The sequence below is a fragment of the Sinorhizobium terangae genome, from assembly GCF_029714365.1.
In the GTDB taxonomy this organism is placed as follows: domain Bacteria; phylum Pseudomonadota; class Alphaproteobacteria; order Rhizobiales; family Rhizobiaceae; genus Sinorhizobium; species Sinorhizobium terangae.
On record NZ_CP121660.1, the window covers coordinates 811,171 to 832,545 of the forward strand.

At 60.0% G+C, this 21,375-nt stretch carries 18 protein-coding genes and 2 pseudogenes; 12 read left to right on the top strand and 8 right to left on the bottom strand.

Annotated features, from left to right (window positions below; all coding sequences use genetic code 11):
- Positions 1 to 332: 332 nt before the first annotated feature.
- The 4 genes and pseudogenes from QA637_RS22485 to QA637_RS22500 all read right to left on the bottom strand — a co-directional run bounded on the left by QA637_RS22485 (position 333) and on the right by QA637_RS22500 (position 4,965).
- On the bottom strand, positions 333 to 1,712 hold the full coding sequence (locus tag QA637_RS22485; RefSeq protein WP_283066993.1) for an enoyl ACP reductase FabMG family protein: 1,380 nt from the start codon (positions 1,710 to 1,712) through the stop codon (positions 333 to 335).
- 346 nt (positions 1,713 to 2,058) lie between these two features.
- Positions 2,059 to 3,087 (bottom strand): annotated as a pseudogene (locus QA637_RS22490) (fatty acid desaturase).
- A gap of 66 nt (positions 3,088 to 3,153) precedes the next feature.
- A complete protein-coding gene (locus tag QA637_RS22495) occupies positions 3,154 to 3,828 on the bottom strand; it encodes a spermine/spermidine synthase domain-containing protein (protein WP_283066994.1) in 675 nt (224 codons plus the stop codon).
- A gap of 936 nt (positions 3,829 to 4,764) precedes the next feature.
- Positions 4,765 to 4,965 carry a cold-shock protein gene (locus QA637_RS22500; RefSeq protein WP_153437040.1) on the bottom strand — a complete coding sequence of 67 codons (201 nt, stop codon included), beginning with the start codon at positions 4,963 to 4,965 and terminating at the stop codon, positions 4,765 to 4,767.
- Between the two features lie 120 nt (positions 4,966 to 5,085).
- On the opposite strand from QA637_RS22500, the pseudogene QA637_RS22505 reads away from it, so the two are divergent.
- Positions 5,086 to 5,277, top strand: a pseudogene (locus QA637_RS22505) (DUF2255 family protein); the annotation flags it as partial.
- Between the two features lie 134 nt (positions 5,278 to 5,411).
- Here QA637_RS22505 and QA637_RS22510 read toward each other — a convergent pair.
- The 4 genes from QA637_RS22510 to QA637_RS22525 form a co-directional block, all read right to left on the bottom strand.
- Positions 5,412 to 6,107, bottom strand: coding sequence for a glutathione S-transferase N-terminal domain-containing protein (locus QA637_RS22510; protein ID WP_184108793.1), 696 nt, complete (start codon positions 6,105 to 6,107; stop codon positions 5,412 to 5,414).
- A gap of 149 nt (positions 6,108 to 6,256) precedes the next feature.
- On the bottom strand, positions 6,257 to 6,802 hold the full coding sequence (locus QA637_RS22515; protein ID WP_283067304.1) for a carboxymuconolactone decarboxylase family protein: 546 nt from the start codon (positions 6,800 to 6,802) through the stop codon (positions 6,257 to 6,259).
- Between the two features lie 34 nt (positions 6,803 to 6,836).
- Positions 6,837 to 7,454, bottom strand: coding sequence for a nitroreductase family protein (locus tag QA637_RS22520; RefSeq protein ID WP_283066995.1), 618 nt, complete (start codon positions 7,452 to 7,454; stop codon positions 6,837 to 6,839).
- A 182-nt stretch (positions 7,455 to 7,636) separates the two neighbouring features.
- Positions 7,637 to 8,593 (bottom strand): AraC family transcriptional regulator, encoded by a 957-nt coding sequence (locus tag QA637_RS22525; RefSeq protein ID WP_283066997.1) that lies wholly within the window; start codon positions 8,591 to 8,593, stop codon positions 7,637 to 7,639.
- A gap of 344 nt (positions 8,594 to 8,937) precedes the next feature.
- Here QA637_RS22525 and QA637_RS22530 point away from each other — a divergent pair, with 344 nt between their 5' ends.
- The 11 genes from QA637_RS22530 to QA637_RS22580 all read left to right on the top strand — a co-directional run bounded on the left by QA637_RS22530 (position 8,938) and on the right by QA637_RS22580 (position 21,213).
- Positions 8,938 to 9,276 (top strand): non-heme iron oxygenase ferredoxin subunit, encoded by a 339-nt coding sequence (locus QA637_RS22530; protein WP_180942813.1) that lies wholly within the window; start codon positions 8,938 to 8,940, stop codon positions 9,274 to 9,276.
- Positions 9,277 to 9,361: 85 nt separating this feature from the next.
- Positions 9,362 to 10,657: a sugar ABC transporter substrate-binding protein gene (locus tag QA637_RS22535; RefSeq protein ID WP_283067000.1), complete on the top strand. Its 1,296-nt coding sequence runs from the start codon at positions 9,362 to 9,364 to the stop codon at positions 10,655 to 10,657.
- 83 nt (positions 10,658 to 10,740) lie between these two features.
- On the top strand, positions 10,741 to 11,730 hold the full coding sequence (locus tag QA637_RS22540; RefSeq protein WP_167528142.1) for an ABC transporter permease: 990 nt from the start codon (positions 10,741 to 10,743) through the stop codon (positions 11,728 to 11,730).
- Positions 11,731 to 11,798: 68 nt separating this feature from the next.
- Entirely contained in the window at positions 11,799 to 12,743 is a 945-nt protein-coding gene (locus QA637_RS22545; protein ID WP_153437027.1) for an ABC transporter permease, read from the top strand.
- A gap of 137 nt (positions 12,744 to 12,880) precedes the next feature.
- Complete coding sequence (locus tag QA637_RS22550) at positions 12,881 to 14,431, top strand: xylulokinase (protein ID WP_283067002.1); 1,551 nt, start codon at positions 12,881 to 12,883, stop codon at positions 14,429 to 14,431.
- 4 nt (positions 14,432 to 14,435) lie between these two features.
- Entirely contained in the window at positions 14,436 to 15,929 is a 1,494-nt protein-coding gene (locus tag QA637_RS22555; protein ID WP_283067003.1) for a sugar ABC transporter ATP-binding protein, read from the top strand.
- A 150-nt stretch (positions 15,930 to 16,079) separates the two neighbouring features.
- Positions 16,080 to 17,069, top strand: coding sequence for a fatty acid desaturase (locus QA637_RS22560; protein WP_283067005.1), 990 nt, complete (start codon positions 16,080 to 16,082; stop codon positions 17,067 to 17,069).
- Positions 17,066 to 18,298, top strand: coding sequence for an NAD(P)/FAD-dependent oxidoreductase (locus QA637_RS22565; protein ID WP_283067007.1), 1,233 nt, complete (start codon positions 17,066 to 17,068; stop codon positions 18,296 to 18,298). Before QA637_RS22560 ends, QA637_RS22565 begins: the two co-directional genes overlap by 4 nt.
- Positions 18,299 to 18,310: 12 nt before the next feature.
- On the top strand, positions 18,311 to 19,420 hold the full coding sequence (locus tag QA637_RS22570; protein ID WP_283067009.1) for a zinc-binding dehydrogenase: 1,110 nt from the start codon (positions 18,311 to 18,313) through the stop codon (positions 19,418 to 19,420).
- A gap of 10 nt (positions 19,421 to 19,430) precedes the next feature.
- The gene (locus QA637_RS22575; RefSeq protein ID WP_283067010.1) at positions 19,431 to 20,321 is read left to right on the top strand and encodes an alpha/beta hydrolase; all 891 of its coding nucleotides are present in this window, start codon (positions 19,431 to 19,433) and stop codon (positions 20,319 to 20,321) included.
- On the top strand, positions 20,269 to 21,213 hold the full coding sequence (locus QA637_RS22580) for a LysR substrate-binding domain-containing protein (protein WP_283067012.1): 945 nt from the start codon (positions 20,269 to 20,271) through the stop codon (positions 21,211 to 21,213). The genes QA637_RS22575 and QA637_RS22580 overlap by 53 nt, the downstream gene beginning before the upstream one ends.
- The last annotated feature ends 162 nt before the right edge of the window (positions 21,214 to 21,375 follow it).

Sequence of the window (21,375 nt, forward strand, 5' to 3'; positions counted from 1 at the left end):
GGCGTTTCAAGGGGTCGTGTGAGGCTTGTAGAAGTGCGCGATTGGCCCATGCACGGCTCGCCGCGAAGGTAGTTCTCACCACGCCAAGGGACCGGGTCTTGTAATCGTTGCGCGAGATATCGTACTCGCGAGGCCCTGTCACGCGTTTTTTCGACGTGAACGGGATTGGATGCACAGTCGGCTTCCGAGGGCGGAGGTCGCATCAGCGGCCATCCATCGATCTTCTCAGGCGGGTGTTGAGTGGTGACCCGCCACATCTAGGACGAACGGCCACCATGCAGGGGAAAGCCGCCCTTAAGTCGCCGAGGCTAGCGAGCTAGATTGGGAGGCTGTCAGGCCAACTCAAGCTCAGAGTCTTTCGCCCCTTGCGCGATCAACGGCGCGGGAGACTTCCTTTGCAGGTGGGAAGCGTTAAGTCGGCGCGCCACGATATCGTGGTTGAGCCACTGGATGGGGCCGGAGGGATCTGAGGACTCGCCAAAAATTAGCTGCCCGGTCGCCTCCACCACGAGAGCACTCAGGAGGTCGCTGATCATCGCGTTGCTGTCCCGATGCATCTGTGTGATCTCGTTGGACGTGCCGATGGTCAGATCGGCCTGTGCTTGGCTGTTTGCCATGGGCCACGCCGAGAAGTCGTAAAACGGACGCATGACCTTGTTGGCCTGCATATCGGTAATTTTTTGGAACACATCCTTCATCGTGAAACCGTCTGCCAGAAGCTGTTGGCATGCCTGCCATTGGTCCTCTGCCCATTGGCCACCGTTCTCTTTCTTCAAGGCGAGTAGCAGCGGTATCAGGGGAAGTTCGATACCCGTAAATACGTCGGACGAATTGGTTCGGATTTCGGGACAGTTATAGACGGTTGCCTTGACACCCGCTGCCCAGGCTTCCTCCGCGATGCTTTCGAGCCGCATCTTGGCGTAGCCTTGGGTGTAGTTGGTGTAGGTCTGCCAACGATAGCTCCCGTCAATCAGGATTGCAGTTCCATGGTAACCGTAGGCAGTGTACCGCACCTGACCACCCGAAGCCTCAACGCGCTCACGGATCGCCGCGCTGAAGTCGATAAGATGTCGAAAGGTGATTGCGGTGACTTCGTCGAAATTCTGCAGGGTGAGCTTGCCCATATCGCTGTCGAGCAGCGCTTGCGACGACATGTGGCGGGGACCACGTCCCTTGTAGATTCGATTGGCAACAACCAGGAATACCTTCGCTTTCGGGATGCCTCCGGCCATTGTATGGGCGAAGAAGACATTGCGGCCGTCGGCAATCATTCCGTCGAGAACGGCCATCACCTGTGAAAGCGAATTCGTGAACCGTGAAGTGGCGATGTCCCGGCACTGCTCAATGTAGTCCCAGTCGAGCCTGTCATGTTCCCAGCTCTCCAGCGTCATTGTTGCGAGGAGATCCGTCGGAGTGGGGCATCCTGTCGGAGCGTCGAGATCGAAGCCAGCCATAAGAGGTATGTTGATAATCCTGCCGCCCAGTCGGTCCTCGGCGGCAGAGAGTTCCTCGGCGTCCAGAGGCCGCAATGCGTTGTTCTCGTCGCGCCGCCCGACCGTGATGCCCACGATCTCCATTCCAGCCCGCCGGGCTTCGTCGAGCAAGCCAGTCGCATATCCGCGACCGAACAGTTCGCCGAAGAGGACGAAAACATCACCTTTACGAAAGACGCTGTTTTCGGCGATGCGAGTCAATGCGACCGGGTTTTCCATGCAGTCAGCTCTTTGGTCCGTTAGTCGTCGAGCGGTGGCTCAGACGAGCTTCGATAATCACATGACCGCACTGACCCGTAATGGGAAGTCATTTTAAGTGACCGTTCATTTCAAAGCGTGAAGTCCCCGTAAGGACTTCTCGGTATCTGAACCGAATAAAGCAGGTAAATGCAGAGGCCATTGGAGGACGGCGTGCCGATACCGAAATGATTGGCTGGCAATGCGTCCTCTAGGGATAGTTGCGGAGGCAATCGGCGCTGTCAAAGGCCCGCTGGTCGTTACGACCGGTCTCTGGGCCGGAGCGCTGGCCCTCCCGCCAGGGCGGCGCCCGGGGTTGTCATCAATTTCATTTGGCGATGCGGCGCGCTTCTGCTTCCCGCAGCGAAATCAACTGTTGTGATGCTTCGTCCCACAGAATGAGCTTCACGCAGCTGAGACTCTCCTTGATCGTGATGCGTCCCAAGTCTCCCAGTTCAGGATAATCACGCAGAACCTCTGGAAGCCTGTAGAAGGGAACACGGCTCGAGAGGTGGTGGATGTGATGTATCCCGATATTGCCGGTTAGCCAACGCAAAGGCTGGGGCAAGTCGTAGTGCGAAGCACCGTATATGGCCGCGTACTGGAACGTCCACTCCGGGGGCCTCGACCAATGGGTGTCTTCGAACTGGTGCTGGACCTAGAACAGCCAGACACCTGCCGCTCCGGCAACGAGCACGATCGGCAGATGGATCACGAGGAACGGAACAGGGCCGGCTATCCAGACCAGCAGGGCGGCGATAGCGGCATTCGTTGCCATCGTCGAGATCCATGGCAGCGCTCCGGACCTCATCATGCCGAACGGCAGCCTTTGCTTGAAAATGAAGAGCCAGGCGGGGCCGATGCCGAACATGACGAGTGGGTGGCGATAAAGGCGGTAGCCGAGCCGTTGCCAGCGCGTCGACCTCTCATATTCCGCGACCGTGAGCGTCGTGATGTCACCGACACCCCGCTCGTTGAGATTGCCGGCCGAGGCGTGGTGTTCCGCATGGGCGCGACGCCAGTAGTCGTATGGTGTCAATGTCAGCACGCCGATTGCCCGGCCCGTCCAGTCATCCAAGCGGCGCCGGCCGAAGAAGGAGCCATGGCCGCAGTCATGTTGCAGAATGAAGAGGCGCAAGAGAAATCCCGCCGCAGGAATGATGAGGATCATGCCCAGCCAAAAACCGAAGTGCATCGAGGCCCATACGCCGGCCCACAGGAGAGCAAACGGAACGAGGGTCACGGCCAGTTCGAAAGTGCTTCGGCCAAGATGGGGCTTGCGATAGGCGGATAGGATCTTAAGCCAGGCTTTTTCACGATCGGCGCCGTTGGGGGCGATTGCGTTTATCGAGTTCATCGGCAGTTAGCGTCTTCCGGTAATGTCCCGAGCGGCTGGGGAACCAAGTTGATGCGTTTGATGGTGCTAGCGCCTGGTCGCCATCCACACTACGTGGCGGGCACCACCGTTCTTACCGTTGGCGCGCACGCTCACTTCGTCGGTAGCGAAGCCAACCTCACGCAATCGGCGCGTGAAAGCGCGATCCGGCGCGGATGACCAGACGGCAAGCACACCGTTCGGGCGGAGGGCAGCCTTGGCGGCCCGAACACCGTCGTGACTATATAAATTGTCGTTGGAGGTGCGCGTCAGTCCATCGGGGCCGTTGTCGACATCAAGCAGAATCGCATCAAATGCCGCCTTCTTCGATCGGATGAGCGCGCCGACGTCACCGAGATGGATATCGACACGTGGATCGTCGAGTGTGCCGTCGTGGAGATCTGCCAAAGGTCCCCGCGCCCATTCGACGACAGCGGGAACGAGTTCGGCGACAATGACATTTGCGTCTTGAGGAAGCACGTTCAGAGCGGCCCGCAATGTAAACCCCATGCCGAGGCCACCGACGAGCATGCTGGGGTTTTTCCGGCCGGCAATCCGCTCGCAGCTAAGCGCTGCCAGTGCCTCTTCCGAGCCGCTTAGCCTACTGTTCATGAGCTCCGTCGAGCCGAGCATGATCGAAAATTCGCTACCGCGCTGCTTCAGGCGCAGCTCGCCGACATCACCGGGAATGGTCGCGCGATCAAGGTGAATCCAGGGAAGCATTGGGCCATCTCATTGTGTTGTTGAGAGGCCTCGTAGCATGGCGGTCGTGCCGAAGACATCACATTATCGGTGAATAGTAGAATTGAATGCAAACCGGCTGTTCTCGACTGGATTTCTCGTTCCTCTCGGATTTGCGAGGGGAAGCTGCAGCCGACGAACATTGCCTTCGGTTTCCCTGTCTCCGCCGGCATGCCGGCATCATGGCCAGCGGATTGTCAGTCGAGGCGAAGGCGCCGAGCATCGGCCCACTCATTTTCACCATGCCGGCTTCGGTGTGACGCCAGCTCGAAGTGCGAAGGGCGAAAGCGATGAAGTTCAGCATGGTTCGTCGTCCGGGAAGCACGTCTTGTTATCGGCGATTGGACTTCAGCCGACAAATCGAACGATGCGCTGTTTGGAAACCAATGCGCCAACCCGTCCCGCTAGGCCACGCTTTTTCACTGACTCTATACCGAGGCTGTTGCGCAGCCGCGGACGCGCGTGCCGATGAGATGACCCGCGGCAGCGGCGCCTGATCGCGCTAGTAGCTGCCAGGGTCCCGTCCAGCAAAAGGGGAGTTCAAGGTTCGGTCGCATGAAGTGACCGTGCTATTGGTATCGAAACCCTCTGCCTTGTTGGAGGGGACGAAGTCGGCCGGAATTGCTGGCGTTGATGTCCGCGCGGTCCGAGCAGGGCTTTTCGCGGTACGATCGACCGTGGAGCGCTAGTCGAGAACGATGATGGTGCCGGCCTTAATCACACGCAGCCGCGCGTCCCGGCACGCATTGGCGAGTCTCGCTTACGATTGCGAGCCTCTGACAAACACGCTCCGCGGACCCACTCCCTGCAAGACCGTGATTTCAAGGGTTGCCGCGGCGCTGAAGTCAGTCAGGGACGCTGGATCAGCGTGATAGGGAGGTACGAGCGCCAGCGTCTGCCAGGCGCTCGGAGAATGTATTAGAGCACGCGGACATTTTCTGCCTTGGATTTCCCGGTCTTGCGATCCTGACCCAAGTCGTAGCTGACGCGCTGTCCGTCGCTCAGAGTGCCACCCTGCACTGCGGAAATATGGACGAAAACGTCGCTTCCACCATTCTCGGGCGTGATGAAGCCGAACCCCTTCTCGTTGTTGAAGAATTTGACTGTGCCGTTCGCCATGATTTGATCTCCAGAATTCAGCGATGAACGATGGGCCGAAAACCTATAGGCGCGAGGCGGTGGCCGCAATGCCTCCGTTTGCTCTCGAGGGACACTTGAAAAGAGAATGTACCTTCCGTGCTCACGAAGGAGGTGACTTTCGAACCCGTCGACGGTGCTCTCAACGACCGTATCGACGAGGCCTACCGTGCCAAATACGCCGCGAGTGCCTACCTCGCGCCGACGATCGGCGACCGCGCCCACGCGGCGACCGTGAAGATCGTTCCAAATGCAGAAGCGCAAACTTTCATATCCACCGGTTCTGCCCGGTAGTGGACCCGATCGCTTGAGACGCTCGGCGATCGGGGTGCGCTGGGAGCGCCTCATCGGATACGTCAGATTTAAGGCTTGCGAAGGAGTTCCACACAAACCTTTGAATCCTTAAGACTCACAAGTCCTAACAGCCTCTAGGCCGCCGTCACTTCGAGCCCGCGCTGCACCGCCGGACGGGCGAGGCCCCGGTCGAGCCATGCCTGCACATGAAGAAAGCGGTCAAAGCCGACGAGCTCGCGCGCTTCGTAAAAGCCAATCAGGTTGCGCACCCAACCGAGCAGCGAAATATCGGCGATGCTGTAGTCAGCGCCCATCACCCAGTCGCGACCCGCAAGCCGTTCATCGAGGACTCCGAGCAGTCGCGCTGATTCTGTTGCGTAGCGGTCGCGCGGGCGCTTGTCCTCATAGGCCTTGCCGGCGAATTTGTTGAAGAAGCCGACCTGGCCGAACATCGGCCCGACTCCGCCCATCTGCCACATCACCCACTGGATCGTTTCGTAGCGGGTGTTCGGATCGGCCGAGATGAATTGTCCCGTCTTGTCGGCAAGATAGAGGAGGATCGCGCCCGATTCGAACAGCGCGAGCGGCGTGCCGACCGGTCCGTCGGGGTCGTAGATCGCGGGAATCTTGCCGTTGGGGTTGAGGGCGAGAAAGGCCGGGTCGTGGCTTTCGTTCGCCATGATGTCGATCCGGTGCGGCTCGTAGGCGAGGCCCGTTTCCTCGAGCATGATGCCGACCTTCACCCCATTGGGCGTCGGGGCGGAAAAGAGTTGCAGCCGATCAGGGTACTGCGCCGGCCAGCGCGTGAAAATTGGATGATTGAGTGTCACTTTATTCCTCCTATACTTTTCGGCTCATATGAAAAGCCCGGACGCGTTTCCAAGATTCTTTCCTGGGTGCATCCGGGCTTTGGCGTTACGCCTGCATCAGATGACACCTCCCAGCAGCCTCGGAGATGACCGATGCGAGCGGATCGAGTTCAGATCGAGCCGGCCGGCGTAACGGCGGGAAAGTCCTTCTCGGGATCGAACACATTGTTGAAAAAGTTCGTCAGGGAGTACATGGCCACCAGCGCGACAATCTCCATGACATTCGCATCCGCATAGCCGGCATCGCGGACCGCTTTCAGATCGGCGTCAGTGACGTTGCCGCGGGCCTCGATGACTCTGCGCGCAAACTGGACGGCGGCGTCCCGCTTCGGATCGCTGGCATGGCCCTTCCGAGCGAGAATGATTTCACCGGCCGGCAGCTTGGCCATGTGCTCGGCCGTAAAGCTGTGAACCGTCAGGCAGTAGTTGCACCCATTCACTTCGGAGACAGCGAGGCCGATGCTGTCACGCGTCTTCACGTCGAGCGCCTTGCTCAAGGAGCCCAGCAGGGCGGCCCATGCGTTGAACGCGATCGGGCTCTGCGCGAAGGTCGCCATCATGTTTGGGGTGAACCCGATGTTCTTGGTGAACGCATCGAGGGTCGGTTTCGATTCGGCCGGCACCTGGTCCGGTGTTAAGGCTACAGCTCTCGCCATTGTAATCTCCATAGGTTGTTGAATTGAAAAAGGGTTATGCGAAGTCCAGTACATCGGCCACCGGCAGGCGCGGCTTCTGCGGCCAGTTCCCGGCGCGCTCGAGCCCTACGGTCAACAGCATGACCGGCACTTCGTCCTCGGCCAGGCCGAACTCGCGGTGCACCGCAACGTCGTCGAAACCGATCATCGGCGTCGAACCCAGGCCCAGCGAGCGAGCCGCGTAGATTATCGCCGCGGCGCCAAAGGTGGCGGAGCGTACCGCCTCGTCGCGCTGGCGCTGCGGCTGCTCGAAATACAGACCGCGCGCGGGAAGTTCCCAATCCGGCACCAAGTGTGCCGGCATGATGCCTGCTTCCACCACCGGTGCCAGGCGCTGTGGTATCGTACTGGAATCGGCCAGCTGGCCGACGATGATGAAGGTAACGGCCGCATCGCTGATCGCTGGCTGATTCCAGGCGATCGGCAGCAGCCGAGCCTTGGCCTCAGGCGTGCGTACCGCGATAAAGCGCCAGTTCTGCAAGTGGAAGGATGTCGGCGCTGAAGTGCCGATTCGCACCAGTTCGCGGATTTGGTCGTCATTCAGGGTGGCAGCGGGGTCGTAGTACTTGGCGGCGCTGCGGCTCAAAATGGTTTCGATTACAGGGTTGATCATGGCTCGTCCTCATCAGGTGGTTACGAGCCTCAAATTAGAATCAGCAGATGCTATTTTCGAGACTAGATAAGCTCAATAAAGTGCTCGAAAGGATCAATTTGCCGCGTTCTCGTGAAGCAGTGGCTACCGCGATACAACGATGCCTAACCCCCTCATTCAGACCGCACCGAAGCGAAGCGCGTCTACTCGCCCTGGTGTGCCAGTCGGCGCCAATCCCCCGGCGTCATCCCCATCCGTTCGGTGAACACACGCCGGAATGCCGATAGGGATTGATACCCGACCGACTCGGCCACGGCCTCGGTGGTCATCGCCGGCTTCTTTAGCTCGTTGGCGGCCATGCTCATCCGGATGTCCGTCAATAGGTCGGCGGCCGAGCGTCCCAGCTTGTCCTGAAAGTGCCGCATGAAGGTGGCGCGTGACATGCTGCACAAGTCGGCCAGATCGGTCAGCTTCCAGGGCCGCGTCGGATCGGCGAACAAAGCTGAAATGGCCGGGGCCAGTCGTGGATGGCCGGCCAGTGCCAACAGGCCTGCTGGGGCTTGCTCGGATTCGCTTGCAGCGCGCAGTACCAGTGTGAACAGGGCCGAAGAAAGCGCGTTGAGAATGGCGCGTCCTCCCGCTTTGTCGCCAGCGGACTCCATCCGCATCAGTCCTACGAGACTGGCCAGATGGTTCGAAGCGGACCCAATACCCTCCTCACCATGGCTGTCCATGGCCCGTACTACCAGATTCGTGGGTAGGTAATTGCGGATCAGCCGATCATGAGGCGGCCCGATGAAAAAACGCCCACACAGCAGATCTAGATGCTCGCCCTGTCCATCATTCTCGCTGAGCGTCCATCCGGCGGAGCCCCGGCGTTGGTAGGTACGGCCCGGCGCTTGGCCGCTGCCATCGTGCAGCACGTGCGCCGACCCGTGAGGCAACAGCACGATATCTCCGCCCACCAGCTCCTTGGCCGTCTCCGTCTCTGGATTCTCGATAATGGCTCGGCCCGTGAGCACGACGTGGTAGGGAATCTCGTGCGCCGCCGACCGGGGCCAGGCCACACGCCATGGCGCACCGTAGGCGCAGCGGACCTCCAGCTGGCCGGTGATGGTGATCATTTGCAGTAGATGGCTTAGCCAGTCGACTTGGGACATAGGACCTCGGGGACTTGAAACGCTCAAGCATCTTATCGTAGTTGCGCACCGGTTGTACTTGTCGGCCACACTCCAAAACCCGCCGCGCGACCTCTTTTTGCGTGGTCTTGTTCTCGAAAATCCACGGGTCACAGAGCTAAGCGTGCGTCCCGACCAGGTCGTCTGCCACGTGCTGAACAGCAAGGTCTCCACACGCGCTCCTTGTTCACCAAGGCAGCGAATTCGGAACCGACTGCAGTCGCCAATGACCCCATTCAAAGAATGAATTTGAGATTTATCAAGTCGTCAAAAAGATTGGAGCGAACCTAAACTGCTGACGAAGCGAAGATAAGCGAAAGACTGTTATGAGTGAGGAGAATACCAGCGTAACCGCCGCTGAGTGGGTCATGGCGGTAGAGGCGAGCGCGTTGGCATCGGAGGATGCAATGCGGTTTACCCACAAGGGAAGATGCATCGCCGTCTATAACCTGTCCGGCGAGTTCTATGCGACTTCCGGAATTTGCACGCACGAGCATGCCTTCATGTCCGAAGGATACATCGATGGCGAAACCGTCGAGTGTCCCCTGCATCAGGGGCTGTTCAACATTCGCACGGGTGCCGCGCTTTCGCCACCCGTCACCAAGAACCTGAAAACCTTCAAGACTAAGATTGAGAACGGTCAGGTCTATGTGTTGGTCGACTAGATGACACGTTGGGGGAGTTCGGTTCGTGCCCGGAGGAAATGGCGCGACCGAATAGGACAATCTTGTCCAATCATGGGAGGAAATAATGCTGAAATTCACGAGGCGCGCCGCCATCGGTGGCGTGATGAGCGTCGCTGTCTTCGCGGCAACCCAGGGCTGTCTGACCGCCCAGGCCCACGCGGAGGGCGTCCACGACGTGCTGAATGGCCTGATCGCGTCCTATTCCGAGCACGCCAAGGAAGGAATGAGCAACAAGAGCGTCAGTGAACTCTTTGAAAAAGATGGTTTCCGCGATTATCTCGACGCCTATCCGGTGGGCGGGCTCGCCGATGGCTTCGTCTGGAAGCCAGGCATGGGGGCCACCTTCACCGGCCCCTACAGCAAGCTCGAGATCAAGGCGCCCTTCACCGACTACATTCCGCTTCCCGAGGGACCGGTACTCGATCCCAAAAAGACCTACAAGATCGGCTTCGTCTTCCATGGGTTCAACCATCCCTGGCTGATCAGCCTTGCCGATACCGCCGCATGGGAGGCCGCCCGCCATCCGAATGTGGAGATCGAGGTGATCGACGCCGAATTCGACGACAACAAGATGGGCCAGGTCATCGATACCTGGGTTGCCAAGAAATATGATGGAATTGTGCTCTGGCCGTCGCGTGAAGCGCCGATGGGGCCGCCGGTCGACCGTGCCATCGACGCCGGCATTCCGGTCGTCAGCGTCGACCGCCGGACCTCGTCGGAAAAGATCAGTTCCGAAGTTCTCGGCAACTTCTACGCCAATGGCCTGCAGGAGGGCCTCTATCTCAAAGAGGTACTGAAGGCCGGCAACATCGTCCTCAACCGCAAGGATCTCGGCAGCACGGCGGACTCGATCCGGACGGGTGCCTTCCTTGAGGTGATCGGCAATGTCGACGGTTTCAGCATCCAGGGCAACTACCATACCAACAGTCAGCGAACGCTGGCATTCCAGTCGACTGCGGATGCCTTGCAGGCCTTCAACGACATTTCCGTCAGTTTCAATACGGGCGGCGAGGAGGCAATGGGTGCTCTCGACGCGATCCGCGAGGCAAAACGGCTGAATTCCGCGCCCGACGGGAAGAAGATCATCATCCTCGCCAACGACGACGCGAAGGAAGTTCTGAAGGAGATCGCCGACGGCAACATCGACATGGTCTCGCCCTACACGCCGCTGATCGGCGATATCGGCATCCGCGCCGTCATCAAGCACATCGGCGCGAAGGAGGGTCTCAATGAGGCTCCGCCCAAGCTGATCATGACACCCAATCTGCCGATGATCACCAAGACCAAGATGGTCATCGAAGGGGTGGAGACGATGACCCCGGACGAATGGCCCTATGCCTACGGACCCGCCGTCAACTGATTGGTGATCTGTCTTCAAGACCGTGGCCCCGCAGCCTTCATCGGCTGCGGTGCGACCGCCAGACATTCCGACTGGATCGTTCAATGACCATCATAGAAGAGAAGTCCTCCATCAATGCAGCTGGCGGGTGGGCGCAGATGCGTTTCCTGCCTGAGATCGGCGATCTCAGCCGCATCGTCGTCCTTGGCGTGCTGGTCGTCGCAGGCCAGATCCTTTATCCCGGCTTCCTGTCACCGGAAAACCTGCGCGTGGTGCTCACTGCCGTTGCAGGAATCGGGATTCTGGCTTTCGGGATGACGATGGTCGTCATAACCGGGGAAATCGATCTCTCGGTGGCCGGCGTCGCCGTGCTTTCCATCGTCATCGGCGGCTTGCTGCTGCCCACCGGGTCCCCCGCCTTGATCATTGGCGCCACACTGCTTTGCGGTCTCGGTCTTGGGCTCGTCAACGGGATCTTCGTAGCGAAGCTCGGTGTTTCATCCCTGATCTCGACGCTCGCGATGCTGGGGATCGCGAGCGCGCTCGCCAACATCTTCTCGGCGGGTCAGGCGACCTATCCGGAGAAGATCGCGGAATATATGTGGTTCGGGCGCGGGGCACTCCTCGGCATCCCGGTGCCGATTCTGCTTCTCGCTGTCATGGCGCTCGCCTGCGTTTTCATGACGAGAAATTCGACCTTCGGCCGCAAGCTCTACGCTACGGGTGGCAATGCCCGCGCCGCACTGCTGTCAGGCATCAGGATCGATCGCGTGAAGATCGTGGTCTTCGCATTCTGTGGCCTCTGTGCCGCGATCACCGGACTCATCGAGAGCGCAAGGCTCGGTTACATCAATCCTGCTGCCTTTCCCGGTCTTGAGCTCAAGGTTCTGGCCGTCACCGTCCTCGGCGGCGCGGCGCTTGCAGGCGGCACCGGCTCGGTGTTCGGGACGCTCGTCGCGACGCTCATCATCGGAGTCGTCAACAACCTGCTCAACCAGATGGGTGTCAGTTTCTACATGCAACAGGTCGTCACCGCACTTGTGATCCTTGTCGTCGTCGTGCCCGGCATGCGCAATCGGAGGTTCGTGAAGTGATCATTGCCGAAACAACATCTGCGCCGGCCGTTCGGGCCTCCGGACCCGCGCAAATCATCAGAGAGCCGATGCTGTGGCTCGTCCTGTCGATCCTGGTCCTCGGGGCGCTGACGTCGCCGCATTATCTCTCGGCGCTCAACATCCAGAACCTGTTGCGCAACGCTGCCCTCGTCGGAATGCTGGCAACCGGAATGACCATCGTCCTGGTCACCGGCCGGATCGACCTGTCGGTCGCTGCGAACATGGTTTTCTCGGTGATCATCGCTGTCGTGGTTACATCCTGGATAGGTCGCGAGCTGGGATTGCGGTGGATCGTGAAGGGCAATACGTTCGCAGGATCGCCTCTGATCTTCGTCGTCATCTCGTTACTGACCGGCACTGCGATCGGCGCGCTCAACGGAATCGGCGTCGCCTATTTCAAGGTGGCGTCCTTCATCATGACCCTCGTATCGCTGACGGCGCTGCGCGGCCTGAGCTACCTCGCCACCAACGGCGCACCGTTCTATCTCAAGGGCGCGTTCTTCAATTGGCTGAGTGACCAGCTCTGGCTCGGCGTACCCGTCAGCTTCACGCTTCTCGTGGTCCTGGTCCTGTTCGCCGATGCCTTCCTGTCTAGAACTGTGGCCGGGAATCGGCTGTTCGCGATCGGCGGCAACGAGACCGCGACGCTCTATTCCGGCATCAAGACGAACAGATACATCGTGGCGTCCTTCGCGTTGAGCGGGCTGTTCGCGGCGGTGGCCGGGTTGGTTTTCACCGCGCGGCTGAAGTCGGTCGAGGCGGCGCTCGCGCAGGGCTATGAGCTGACTGCGATTGCGATTGCAGTACTCGGAGGCGTGGCGCTCGCGGGCGGTACGGGATCACTTTGGCGCGTGTTGACTGCAGCCATAGGCTTTTCCGCGGGGCTCAACCTGCTGGCCATATGGGGCGTGCCGACGTGGTACCAGAACCTCGCAATCGGAGCAGTATTGGTCCTGGCGGTGAGCCTGACCCGCCTTAACCACAAAAACTAATGCATGTCGCCCAAAAGTGTGCAGCGGTTCTGGGACAACGACATGCATGAAAACAAAGACCTAAAGCGCATTGCATGAGGCCGTTTAAACGCGACGCGCTTTAGTTACGAAAATCGTCTGGCATGGGAGGAAGTTTTTTGGCTAGGCATTTCACACTCGGAATCGACATAGGCACCACCAATGTGAAGGCCTGCGTGCTCGACACGCAGACGGGGAGGGTAGTGGCCTTCGGATCGCAGGAACATCCGCTTTTCCATCCCAAGCCGGGCTGGGCGGAGCAGGAGGCAGACAACTATTGGCAGGCCGTCACTTCGTCGATACGGCAATGTCTCGAGCAGGGCAATTTCGCCGACCAGATCGCCGGTGTGGCAATTTCGGGGCTCGTCGGCGTCACGCTTCCGGTCAACGACAAGGGCAGGCCGCTCCGCCCCGCGATGATCTGGATGGATTCGCGTTCCGAGGAGGAATGCAGCGACATCCGCAATACGATCGGCGAGAAGGAGATCAACCGCAACAATGGCAATCGCGTCGCGCCCTGGTTCATCGACCCGAAGGCGCTCTGGATCGCCAAGCATGAACCGCATGTTTTTGCCGCGACCCACAAGTTCCTGTCGCCCGCCGGATATTGCACCTACCGGATGTGCGGCAATTTCACGATGAATACCGGCGATGCCGGCCTCGCCTATGCCTATGAATACCAGAAGGAGGCCTGGAACCCCGTGGTCGCCAACGCGATCGGAATCCCGATCGAGAAGTTCCCCAGGCTCTACAGGTCGCACGAAGTCGTCGGCGAGATCACCAGCAAGGCCGCCGAGGAGACCGGCCTGCGTCCGGGGACAGTCGTGGCCGCAGGCGGCACCGACATCAGCTCGGCGGCGCTCGGCGTCGGCGTCACCAAGGCCGGCGAGGCTTTCTATTCGATGGGGACGGGATCAAATCTCGGCATCATGATCCCGACCGAACAGACGGTGGACGAATACCGTATCCTGAAATGGCCGCACGTGCTGCCAGGCTTGACGATGTTCGACGCTCCGATGGCGTTCACCGGAGCCTCTCTCAAGTGGTTCCGGGACCAGTTCGGCGATGCCGAGTTCCGTCTAGCCGAGCGCATGGGCCAGAACGTATTCGATCTTTTCACGGAACAGGCAAAGCACGTACCGGCATGCTCGAATGGACTGCTCTACCTGCCCTATCTCGGCAATTCGCTGGCGCCCAACTGGAACAGCAGGGCCACCGGCGTCTTCTTCGGTGTCCAGCCGACCACGACGCGGGCGACGATGATCCGTGCGCTGATCGAAGGTGTCGCGTTCGATCTCCTCTCCAACTTCCGCATCGCCGAGGCGGCCGGCGCCAAAATCGACACGCTCGTTCTGAATGGCGGGCCGACCAAGAGCCGGTTCTGGAACCAGATCACCGCGAATGTGGTCAACCGGCCGCTGAAGGTGCCGGATATCGGAGAGGCGGCCCCGATCGGCGACGCTGTTCTGGCTGCTGTGGCCGCCGGAATATATTCCGACCCGGTCACGCCGCTCGCCGATATCGTGAAGATTAAGGAAACGATCGATCCCGATCCCGTCGCGAACCGTCGCTACGTCGATTTCTTCGAGGAGTGGCGCGCTGTCTATCAGAGCCTGGTTGGCTCGATGGACCGACACCGCAGTCTGCTTGAGAAATATTCGGTGAGCTGAGGTCATGGAAAACAGCGCGCCAATTCTCGAGCTTCGCAATCTCAGCAAGAGCTTTCCGGGCGTCCGGGCCCTATCGAACGTCTCCTTTGACCTCAAGGCCGGGGAAGTCCACGCGCTCGTCGGTGAAAACGGCGCGGGGAAATCGACGCTGCTGTCCTGTATGAATGGACTGCAGCAACCGAACGAGGGCCAGATCCTGATCGACGGCCGGCAGGTCACGCTCGCCACGCCTAGCATCGCAATCGATCATCATCTGGCAATGGTCCATCAGGAGCTCGTTCTCTGCCCGAATCTCACTGTTGCACAGAATATGTTTCTGGGGCGCGAGCCGCGCGGTAGCCTTGGCACGATCGACCGTGCAACGATGAATCGCAAGGCGAGCAAACTGCTCGAAACCATCGGTGTGCGTATCGAACCGAACCGGAAGCTGGGGACGCTCAGCCTCAACGAACAGCAGATCGTCGAGATCTGCCGGGCGCTAGCAACCGAACCTAAGGTGATCGTGCTTGACGAACCGACCGCCTCGCTCAACGACGACCAGGTGGCGCATCTGCTCGGCATCGTCAAAATGCTGAAATCGCGCGGCCTGGGGATCGTCTATGTGTCCCATCGCCTCAATGAGGTGCTGGAAATTTCGGACCGCATCACGGTTCTGAGGGACGGCCGCGTCGTAACGGTGCTTCCTGCGGCGGGTTTGACCGAGCCGGTACTGGTCTCCCACATGGTTGGCAAGGCCAGCACCGACGCATACAGCGCCTATCGGCCCCGTCGGCTCGGAGAGATGCTGCTCAAGGTCGACGGCCTGTCCAAGGCGGGGAAGTTCCGGGATATCTCCTTCGAACTCAGGAAGGGCGAGATATTGGGGGTAGCCGGGCTGCTCGGTTGCAATCGCGAGGCCGTCGCCCAGGCTCTGTTTGGCGCGACGGAAACCGATGGCGGCAGGATTGTCATCGGAAACGCTGCGGTGAAGCTGAAAACTCCGCATGACGCGATACGGCTGGGCGTTGCCTATATGCCGGCGGACCGGAAAAACGAGGGCCTCGTTCTGGGGATGAATGTCGCGGACAACGCGTCGATGACCACCCTCGACTCCGTCGGAAAGTGCGGTGTGCTTCGCCGGAGACAGGTCCGCCGCCTCGCATCGGATCTGGTCAGGCTGCTTTCCATCAAAGTGAGCGGACTTTCGCAGAAGGCCTCCCAGCTTTCGGGCGGTAATCAGCAAAAGATCGTCATCGGCAAATGGATCGCCAGAAAGAGTGGGATCGTCATCGCCGAGGACCCGACCCGCGGAGTGGACATCGGCGCGAAGGCTGAAATCTGGGATGCCTTGCAGACTTTGGCCGAAGAAGGCAAGGCGCTCATCCTCCTGACGACGGAGCTGCAGGAAATGCTGCATGTCTGCGACCGCATCATCGTTATGAGCCGCGGCCGCATCACCGGTGAGTTCCAACGATCCGAGTTTTCGGCCGAGGCCATTACACAGCGGTTCTTCGCGTAAGCGACGAACCGCGTCGCCCGGGCAGGAACACTCCCTTGGGCCTGCCCGGGCCCTAGCGCCAAGTCAATGACCCTATCGGTACAATGAATTTTTCCCGCCGCAGATCAACCGGTAGAATAAGACGAATATAACTCTGAGGTAGAGGACATCATGGAAGGAAATTCTTCAGCTAGTTACGCTGGCATCGGCGGCGTTGGAAGTAATATCTGGCCACTGACGGGACCGGAAGTCGTCTCTCGCGAAAAACTCAAGGAATTGCGCGTGCGAACGAATGGTCCCGGACTTTATAATCTTGCCGTACATGTTCTCGCCCTGGCGGCGACAGCGTCTCTCATTTACTTCACTTCGGGTAATCCTTGGCTGCAGGTGCCCGCGATGCTGCTCAACGGAACGGTCATCGTATTGATGTTTGCGCCGTTGCACGAATGCTCGCATGGCACCGCCTTCCGGTCCCGCTGGCTCAACCATGTCGTCGGATTCGCGATCGGCGCGATCACCATGCGCCCATTCCTCTACTTCAAGTACCGGCACGCGGCGCACCACACTTACACGCAGCACGACGAACGTGACCCGGATATCGTGCCGTTCCCGACGAGCTTGAGGGAATATTTCTCGATGATTCTCGGCGCGTCGTTCTGGCCGAAGCTTGTCGGCACGCTGGTCCGCGGCTCCACGGGCAATTACAACGAGGAAGAAAGGACGTTCCTGCCCGCATCGGTGCGGGGGCAGGTATCTCTCGAAATCCGACTGCTGGTCCTGCTCTACGTGGCCATCGCCGCCGTCTCGGTCTATTTCGCAAGCCCGATCGCTCTCATCTACTGGTTTTTCCCTCGGGTTATCGGGGAGCCGGTTCTGCGTGCGATCCGCATGGCGGAGCATACCGGCGCGGACGAGAGCCCCGATCTTCTCGCCAATACCAGAACGACTTTGGTCAATCCCATTATCCGACAGCTGTACTGGAACATGCCTTTTCACGCCGAGCATCATCTTGCGTCCTCCGTGCCGTTCCATGCGTTGGGCAAGCTGCACGACCACGTCGAGCCGCACCTCAAGCACGTCAGCAAGGGCTATATCCAGGTCCACCGGGAGATCCTTGGCGAGGTGCTCCGCCTCCAGCGTGAAGCACGGCGGGCGGCATGACGGGTTCAAATCTTCCCGTCGTGATCGTCGGAGCCGGACATGCCGGCGGCCGATGCGCCGAACGACTGAGGCATTTCGGCTGGCAGGGCAATATTATTCTCGTCGGCGACGAGCCCTGCCTTCCCTATGAACGGCCGCCGCTTTCCAAAGCGGTGCTGGTCGAAGAGGTCGAGCCTTCACCCTCCTTCGTGATCGACCGCGACATGCTGGCGGCGCTCGCTATCGAGCATGTGGCGGGCCAAGTCGTCCGGTCCATTGATCTGCGCAACGGCACAGTATGTCTCGCCGACGAAAGGCAGATCGGCTATGGCAAGCTGGTCCTCGCGACGGGGCTGACCCCGCGCCGGCTGCCCATGCTGGATGTGCTTGGTTCGCGCGTCTGCTATCTCCACAAGCTCGAGGAGGCGCGGGCGCTCAGAGACGCCATCAAGACGGGTGCCAAGCTTTTGATTGTAGGAGCCGGCTTCATTGGCCTCGAAGTGGCCGCGAGTGCCCGCAAACTGGGCGCCGAGGTGACCGTCATTGAAGCTGCGCCGCAACCGCTCGGACGTGTTCTGCCGGCGCGCATGGCCAATCTGATAACCGAACGTCATGAGAGCGCCGCCATCAAGATACTCTGTAATGAGGCCATGGACGAAATCGTCCAGACGCCCGAGCGGATCTCCATAACGTTGCGAAGCGGCGAGACGATCCACCCTGATCTCGTCCTCGTCGGTATTGGCGGCACACCGAACGACGCGCTCGCCCGGTCAGCGGGATTGCACGTTGATAACGGTATCGTGGTCGACGATCACTGCCGCACAAGTGATCCGGACGTCTATGCGATCGGCGATGTCGCCTCGCACCGGAACCCTCACTACGACCGCCGCTGGCGGCTCGAATCCTGGATGAATGCCGAGGAAATGGCGTCCAACGCGGCGAGAGCGATATGCAATCAGCCGCCGAACGAAGCCTCCGTGCCGTATTTCTGGACCGACCAGTTCGAGCGCCGATACCAGATCGCCGGGCTGCTCGAGCCGAAAGCGGAAATCTACGAGCAGGGCGTCGCTGGCGAAAGCGGCTATCTCGCCTGTTTCGTGGTGGACGGAAGGATGAGAGGGCTATTCGGTATCAATGCCGGAAAAGCCTTTCGAAAGGCCCAGAACCTGTTCCGCGGCGGCGCCGTAGCGGGCCGCGACGAATTGCGCGGCGCCGGATTCCTGGCCGCCTGCGAACCTGCCGATGCCTGAGGTGAATAGAACATGATCAATTCGCAAGCGGCGATCTGCGTGGCGCCCAATGAGCCGCTCGAAGTCGATACGGTGACCGTCGATGGCCCTCAAACGGGAGAGGTGCTCGTCGAGATCGTGGCAAGCGGGCTCTGTCACACCGACCTGACTGCCCTTGAGGGTATCAATGCGAGCAGTGTCTATCCGCTGATACCGGGCCATGAAGGTGCAGGCCGTGTGGTGGAAGTCGGCAACGGCGTGACGAGCCTGGTGCCCGGCGATCACGTTATCCCGCTCTACGGCCCCGAATGCGGCGAATGCAGCATGTGCCGTTCGAAGCGGACCAATCTTTGCTGGACCATCAAGCCAACGCGGGATCGCGGCGTCCTGCCGAACGGGTCGCCTCGCTTTCGGCGTGGACAGGAACCGATCCATCACTTCATGGGGACGTCTACGCTTTCGCGCTATACGGTCGTGCCGGAAATTGCGCTGGCAAACATACGAAAGGATGCGCCGCTCGACAAAGTCTGTCTGTTCGGCTGTGGCGTGACGACGGGCGTCGGTGCCGCGCTCGCGCATGTGCGCGAAGGGGACGCTGTCGCAGTGTTCGGACTCGGCGGCATCGGCGTGAACATCATACAGGGCGCAAGAATCGCGGGTGCCTCTCGCATCATCGGCATCGATATCAGCCGCAACAAGACCGAACTCGCAAAGATCTACGGGATGACCGACTTAATCGTCCCCGGTGAGGAGGTAGCCGATCCGGTAGCCGCGATCCGGGACCTGACAGGAGGTGGTGTCGATGTCGCCTTCGAATGCACCGGCTTGCTTAAGGTCATGCGGCAGTCTCTGGATTGCTGCAAGCCGGCCTGGGGGACCAGCGTGCTGCTCGGTGTAGAGCCGGCGGGTGCCGAATTGTCGTTTCCCCCCGTGCAGGTGCGTTACGGAAAGTCTATCCTCGGCAGCTATTTCGGCGGGATAAAGGGACGAAGCGAACTGCCCGCGCTGATCGATCGCTTCATGCAAGGCGAAATCGACATCGACAGGCAGATTACCCACCGCTTGGCCCTCAGGCAGGTCAATGACGGCTTCGAACTCATGCGAAACGGCGTCTCGGTGCGAAGCGTCGTGATGTTCGAGTAGGACGGCTGGCGTGGCACGGCTGGACGAACCCGATTACATTTTTCGCGATCGCCATCCGGAGCGCAGCGATGTCTATGCGCTCTACGATAAAGAGAGCGAGCGGATGCGGAGAGACGCATTCTGCCTGTTCGATCTGCCCTATGGGCGTCATCCGCGCATGACCTTCGACCTCTTTCCTGGCGAAAACCATGCGCCCCTGGCGGTATTCTTCCATGGCGGCTATTGGCAGAGCCTGGATAAGCAGCGCTTTAGTTTTGTCGCAAGGTCGCTCCTGGCGCGAGGTTTTTCGGTCGCATTGCCGAACTACCCGCTCGCGCCCGAAATGCCGCTCGAAGCGATCGCCGGCACTGCGAGATCGTGTCTGCCGGCGATTTTCGCGGCGCTCACTCGACAGACCGGATCGCCGCCGTCGTCGTTTCTGACCACCGGACATTCGGCCGGCGGGCACCTTTCGATCTGGGCAGGCATGCATGCCTCGGCGGATCCCATCGTCGCGTCCGTTCCCTTCGCGGGCATGGTGCCGATCAGCGGCATCTTCGACGTACGACCGCTGGTCGGCACCAGTCTCAACAAGGCGCTCAAACTGACAATCCGTAGGGCCGCAAGGCTCAGTCCGATAGGCCATGAACTGCCGACGGGCCAGTATCGTGTTTTCGTCGGTGCGGACGAAACCCTCGGTTTTCTCCGGCAGGCGGCGCTCTTCACCGGCGAGCTGAATGCTGCGGGACACGATGCAGCCCTGTTCGACCTCACTGGACTGAATCATTACACAATTCTAATGGATCTTCTTTCCGCGAACTCGGCTATAGCTCGAGTGATTGAAGGGATGGTTGGCATGGGGGGAGATTGTGCCGGCAGGCGAAACGATTACAAGAAACAGAATAAACTACGTCAACTTTAACCAGCTGCGCTCGTTTTACGCGGTTGCGCGCGAGCTGAGCTTCACCAAGGCGGCCGAACTGCTTTGCATAGGCCAGCCGACCGTCACGACCCAGGTGAAGGCACTGGAGGAGACCTATAATCTTCAGCTCTTCGTGCGCGGGCCGAACGACCTAACTCTGACCGATGCAGGCGAGGCGCTGCTCACGGTCGCCAGGCAGATATTTTCCCTGGAAGAGCGGGCGCATTCGCTGCTGAATACCGTCGGCAACCAGTTCGCTGGTCGACTTCACATCGGTACGGTCGGCCCCTTCTTCGTGATGAAGCAGTTGTCCAAATACATCGACCGCTATCCGCTCATGCATGTGACTGTGGAGAGCGCCAACTCCGACTCCATATACCAGAAGCTGCTGAATTACGAAGTCGATGTCGGCATCATCGGCAGCGACTACAGCGATCCGCGTCTGGATCTCGTCTGTCTCGGCAAGCACGAAGTTGTCATCGCCGTTCCCGTCTCACACCCCTGGGCGCATCGTAGTCAGGTCAACATCGAGGAACTCGATGGTCAGCGGCTCATCATGCGCGAGAAAGGCTCGATGACGCGGCGTGCGCTCGAGGAGGTCCTCGCCGCAAACAGCATCCGCCCGAACGTCGTCATGGAATTGCCGCGCGACTCCGTGCTCGAGGCGACGGCGGCTGGATTGGGCCTCGGCATCATCTCGAATTTCGAGTTCTCGCGAGACCAGAGGCTCCGCACCTTGTCGATCGCACGATACAGCCCGTGCACGCGCTCGTTTGCGGCCTGCCTCAAGGAGCGACGGGCGTTGCCTTCGATCGATGCGTTTATGCAGATGTCTTCGGAACTGGTGTCCCAGTTGCGGGATGCCCACGGCGAGGAACGGGACAGTGATTGAGCCTTGTCGCTTTCTCGCTGGGCTTCGAGGTCCCTTTCGTGGTCATCCACCACATCCTTCGCGTCTTTCTCGTGTCGCGGGATCGGCGGCCGTCTTCGGATCGGTAACGCGTCGCAGGCAAGGATGAGAGATGCGGGCAAGACCCCCGTTCGCTTTCTGTTC